The 3,637-nt window shown below is 31.3% G+C and carries 7 protein-coding genes and 1 pseudogene; all 8 read right to left on the bottom strand.

From position 1 onward, the window contains the following. Positions 1 to 157: pseudogene (locus IDG60_RS08870) on the bottom strand (ComEA family DNA-binding protein); the annotation flags it as partial. 39 nt (positions 158 to 196) lie between these two features. Further along, entirely contained in the window at positions 197 to 913 is a 717-nt protein-coding gene (locus IDG60_RS08865) for a class I SAM-dependent DNA methyltransferase (RefSeq protein ID WP_000084829.1), read from the bottom strand. A 2-nt stretch (positions 914 to 915) separates the two neighbouring features. Continuing rightward, positions 916 to 1,269 carry a ribosome silencing factor gene (rsfS, locus tag IDG60_RS08860; protein WP_001088020.1) on the bottom strand — a complete coding sequence of 118 codons (354 nt, stop codon included), beginning with the start codon at positions 1,267 to 1,269 and terminating at the stop codon, positions 916 to 918. Continuing rightward, positions 1,270 to 1,854: a bis(5'-nucleosyl)-tetraphosphatase (symmetrical) YqeK gene (yqeK, locus tag IDG60_RS08855; RefSeq protein ID WP_001019324.1), complete on the bottom strand. Its 585-nt coding sequence runs from the start codon at positions 1,852 to 1,854 to the stop codon at positions 1,270 to 1,272. Then, entirely contained in the window at positions 1,844 to 2,413 is a 570-nt protein-coding gene (gene nadD, locus IDG60_RS08850) for a nicotinate (nicotinamide) nucleotide adenylyltransferase (protein ID WP_000725167.1), read from the bottom strand. The genes yqeK and nadD overlap by 11 nt, the downstream gene beginning before the upstream one ends. Before the next feature lie 2 nt (positions 2,414 to 2,415). Next, the gene (gene yhbY, locus IDG60_RS08845) at positions 2,416 to 2,706 is read right to left on the bottom strand and encodes a ribosome assembly RNA-binding protein YhbY (protein ID WP_000955235.1); all 291 of its coding nucleotides are present in this window, start codon (positions 2,704 to 2,706) and stop codon (positions 2,416 to 2,418) included. 3 nt (positions 2,707 to 2,709) lie between these two features. After that, on the bottom strand, positions 2,710 to 3,516 hold the full coding sequence (gene aroE / locus IDG60_RS08840) for a shikimate dehydrogenase (protein ID WP_000666757.1): 807 nt from the start codon (positions 3,514 to 3,516) through the stop codon (positions 2,710 to 2,712). Between the two features lie 13 nt (positions 3,517 to 3,529). Next, the coding region (locus tag IDG60_RS22210) for a hypothetical protein (RefSeq protein WP_241013352.1) at positions 3,530 to 3,637 on the bottom strand (108 nt) is incomplete at its 5' end.

The following is a 3,637-nucleotide window of genomic DNA, read 5'->3' as shown; positions in this document are numbered from 1 at the left end:
TATCTTTATTTTCAAAATTTCTTGAAGTATAATCATCTTGTCTCCAGAATATAAAACCAATTAATACCATAATTAAAACAACAGCACTTATAATATATAACTTCCATTGAGTTAAAAAATCTTTATAGCGTAATAAAAATTGATACAATAAAACCACTCCTCAACTTTATACACGTCTGAGCGAGTGGTTTTACTTTTATTTTTTCGCAATGAAAAACAATCTTTCTGCATCTTCATTATGTTCATCTATATTAAAATCAGTAAATGTTTCAACATGTTTAAAACCAACTTGAGCTAACCAAGACAAATATGTCTTTTCATCAAATGTTCTCTGAAAATGAGACTCATCAAATCTTGAATATGTTTCATCTTCATGTCGAATGAAAAATGTCATATCATGATAAACACTTAAAGGTAAATCTCCTTGCACAGCATCCCATGCTAAAAAAATGTCCCCTTTATCATCAATATAACTTTGATTATTAAACAAAGTCATCATTTTATAAACAGTATGTACATCAAAAATAAATACACCTGAATCAGTCAGATGATGATAAACATTGATGAATGTTTCAATCACTGCAGTTTCATCTTGCAAATAATTTAGAGAGTCACAAAAAATAGTGATGATATCAAATTGTTGTTGCAAATCAAAAGATGTCATATCTCCTTCAAGCCAATTTACATTTGCTGATTTTTGAGCTGCAACAGTCAACATATCAACACTTAAATCCATACCAGTAACATTACCTAAAGCTTCTAATTGAACTGTTAAACTACCAGTACCGCATCCAATATCTAAAATATTTGATTCATCTTTGCAGTGATTTTTTACAATTTCAAACCATTTTTCATATGGTTGATCTTGAGTCAATTGATCGTACACTAGGCTCATTTCTGCATATTGCGACATAATTAATACGCAACCTGACCATATGATTCTAATGGTGCATCTTGATATAACTTTTCAATATTATAATAATTTCTTTCGTCTTTATGGAAAACATGTACCACAACATCAGCTAAGTCAATTAATATCCAACGCGCTTCATTGTATCCTTCCATACGTTTTACTTCTATATTTTGTTCATTGGCTACTTCTTTCACCGCTCTAGCAATCGCTTGAACTTGTCGTTCATTATTTCCGTGCGTTACAACAAAATAATCTGTCATATCGCTGATACCTTTCATTTCTAAAGAAATCGTATCTTCGCCTTTTTTATTGTCAATTGCATCCACAGCAATTGCTAATAATTCTTGTGAATTCATTTAATCATCCTTTATTCTTTCGTCACTATAGTTATAATAATTTAAACAGTCAATCGTCTTATTATATACCGTAATATCTTTCTGTATTAAAAATAGTACTGTGCGTTTAGAAATTTCATAAATTGTCTTATCTAAACTACCTTGATTGTATGCCATATCTCGAATATCATCAACTCCTGGGATTGTTCTTCCAGGTTCGATGTAATCAGCAATAAAAATCAGTTTTTCAGTTTTTGTCATTTGTTGACGTCCAGTAGTATGGTATTTGATAGCCATTAATACTTCCTCATCATTGATACCATATTCATGTTCCATGATTGCTGCACACACAGGGCCATGCAATATTTCACTACCATAACTCAGTAGATCATTACCTAATTCGTATTGTCGAACAATTTGATACATTTTACCTAAATCATCATATTTACAGAAATCATGTAATACACCTGCTAATTCTACTTTACTAGTGTCTCCATCATAAATTTCTGCCAATTTAATCGCTGTTTCTGCAACTCTTAAAGAATGATTATAACGTTTCTCTGGCAGTTTCTCTTTTGCAAGCCGTTTTGCTTTTTCAATGTTCATATAATCCTTCCCCCTTAATATAGTTTTCAACGGATTTAGGAACAAGAACTTGGATAGATTTCCCTTCACTAACTCTTTGTCGAATCATTGTCGAACTTATATCTACCCTAGGTATCTGAATTGCAATCATAGCATTTTCAACATTTTGACTATTTTTGTCTCGATTTACAACTACAAAAGTAACCATTTCTTTTAAGTATTCAATTTGATACCATTTCTCTAGTTGGTTATACTGATCCGTCCCAATAACAAAGTACAACTCACTGTCTTTGTGTTGCTCCTTGAATGCCTTGATCGTGTCATAGGTATAACTCTGACCACCACGTTTAATTTCATCGTCGCAAATATCTCCAAAACCAAGCTCGTCGATAATCATCTGTATCATTGTTAATCTGTGCTGAACATCTATAAAATTATTGTGCTTTTTCAATGGAGACATAAAACTAGGTAAAAAATAAAATTCATCTGGCTGTAATTCATGAAATACTTCGCTAGCTACTATCATATGTGCAGTATGGATAGGGTTAAACTGACCGCCGTAAAGTACTATCTTTTTCATTATTATGGCAATTCAATTTCTTTATTTTCTTTAGATTCTCTATAAATCACTATCATAGATCCAATCACTTGCACTAATTCACTACGCGTAGCTTCGCTTAATGTTTCAGCTAATTCTTTTTTATCATCAAAGTTATTTTGTAGTACATGTACTTTAATCAATTCTCTGTTTTCTAACGTATCATCTATTTGTTTAATCATATTTTCATTGATACCGCCTTTTCCAATTTGAAAAATCGGATCAATATTGTGTGCTAAACTTCTTAAGTATCTTTTTTGTTTGCCAGTAAGCATATGTTATTCTCCTTTTAATTGTTGTAAAACTGCTGTTTTCATAGAATTAATATCAGCATCTTTATTAGTCCAAATTTTAAAGCTTTCCGCACCTTGGTAAACAAACATATCTAAGCCATTATAAATATGGTTTCCCTTGCGCTCTGCTTCCTCTAAAATAGGTGTTTTATACGGTATATAAACAATATCACTCATTAAAGTATTGGGAGAAAGATGTTTTAAATTAATAATACTTTCGTTATTTCCAGCCATACCCGCTGGTGTTGTATTAATAACGATATCGAATTCAGCTAAATACTTTTCAGCATCTGCCAATGAAATTTGGTTTATATTTAAATTCCAAGATTCAAAACGAGCCATCGTTCTATTCGCAACAGTTAATTTGGGCTTTACAAATTTTGCTAATTCATAAGCAATACCTTTACTTGCACCACCTGCGCCCAAAATTAAAATGTATGCATTTTCTAAATCTGGATAAACGCTGTGCAATCCTTTAACATAACCAATACCATCTGTATTATACCCTATCCACTTGCCATCTTTTATCAAAACAGTGTTAACTGCACCTGCATTAATCGCTTGTTCATCAACATAATCTAAATACGGTATGATACGTTCTTTATGAGGAATTGTGATATTAAAGCCATCTAATTCTTTTTTCGAAATAATTTCTTTAATTAAATGAAAATCTTCAATTGGAATATTTAAAGCTTCATAAGTATCATCTAATCCTAAAGAATTAAAATTTGCTCTATGCATAACGGGCGACAAGGAATGTGAAATAGGATTTCCGATAACTGCAAATTTCATTTTTTAAATCACCTTATAAAATAGAATTTCTTAATACAACATCAACATTTTTAGGAACACGAACGATTACTTTAGCTCCTGGTCCTATAGTTATAAAGCCTAGACCAGAGATCATAACATC

The sequence above is a fragment of the Staphylococcus sp. EG-SA-2 genome (genome assembly GCF_017152085.1).
This window is presented reverse-complemented; position numbering and strand designations above follow the sequence as displayed.

Excerpts from the sequence above, each read along its gene's own strand:
- aroE (WP_000666757.1), bottom strand. The coding sequence starts at position 3,516 with ATGAAATTTGCAGTTATCGGAAATCCTATTTCACATTCCTTGTCGCCC.
- yhbY (WP_000955235.1), bottom strand. The coding sequence starts at position 2,706 with ATGCTTACTGGCAAACAAAAAAGATACTTAAGAAGTTTAGCACACAAT.
- rsfS (WP_001088020.1), bottom strand. The coding sequence starts at position 1,269 with ATGAATTCACAAGAATTATTAGCAATTGCTGTGGATGCAATTGACAAT.
- nadD (WP_000725167.1), bottom strand. The coding sequence starts at position 2,413 with ATGAAAAAGATAGTACTTTACGGCGGTCAGTTTAACCCTATCCATACT.
- IDG60_RS08865 (WP_000084829.1), bottom strand. The coding sequence starts at position 913 with ATGTCGCAATATGCAGAAATGAGCCTAGTGTACGATCAATTGACTCAA.
- yqeK (WP_001019324.1), bottom strand. The coding sequence starts at position 1,854 with ATGAACATTGAAAAAGCAAAACGGCTTGCAAAAGAGAAACTGCCAGAG.